This window comes from Actinoplanes sp. NBRC 101535 (genome assembly GCF_030269225.1).
Classification (GTDB): domain Bacteria; phylum Actinomycetota; class Actinomycetes; order Mycobacteriales; family Micromonosporaceae; genus Actinoplanes; species Actinoplanes rectilineatus.
On sequence record NZ_BSSY01000051.1, the window covers coordinates 1 to 443 of the forward strand.

The 443-nt window shown below is 72.5% G+C and carries 1 protein-coding gene; it reads right to left on the reverse strand.

Annotated features, from left to right (window positions below; genetic code table 11):
- On the reverse strand, positions 1 to 425 hold a 425-nt coding region (locus QSK32_RS45310; RefSeq protein ID WP_285475563.1), incomplete at its 3' end, for a hypothetical protein.
- Between the last annotated feature and the right edge of the window lie 18 nt (positions 426 to 443).

The window sequence follows — 443 nt, forward strand, 5'->3', positions numbered from 1 at the left end:
GTGGCTTTGCGGCGGGCTTTCGTGTCGGCCAGATGCATGCGGTGTTCGGCGCGGATCGCCCGGCCCGAGACCAGCAGGGCCCGGCCGCCGCCGGCGGTGGCGACGGCGAACGGGTGGATGATCCCCGGATCGACACCCGCCACCCTGCCCGGATCCGGTGCCGTCCCGTCGGGATGGGCGGTGACCGGGAGTTCCGCGGTCACGTCCACGCACAGTCGCCGCAACACCGACCGGGCACCGGTCGAGTCCAGCTCGCCGAACGTCCCCGGACCCGAGGCGGCCAACAACCGGCACAACTGCTGGTAGCCCGCCACCGGCGCATCGCCGCGACGAAGATGCCAGGCATTGACCTCCAGGATGCACGCCCACACGTCACCGGCCGACCGCAACAACCCGAAGCACCGCTGCCGCTGAGCCCGCGTCACCCGCAGACCGATCCGGGC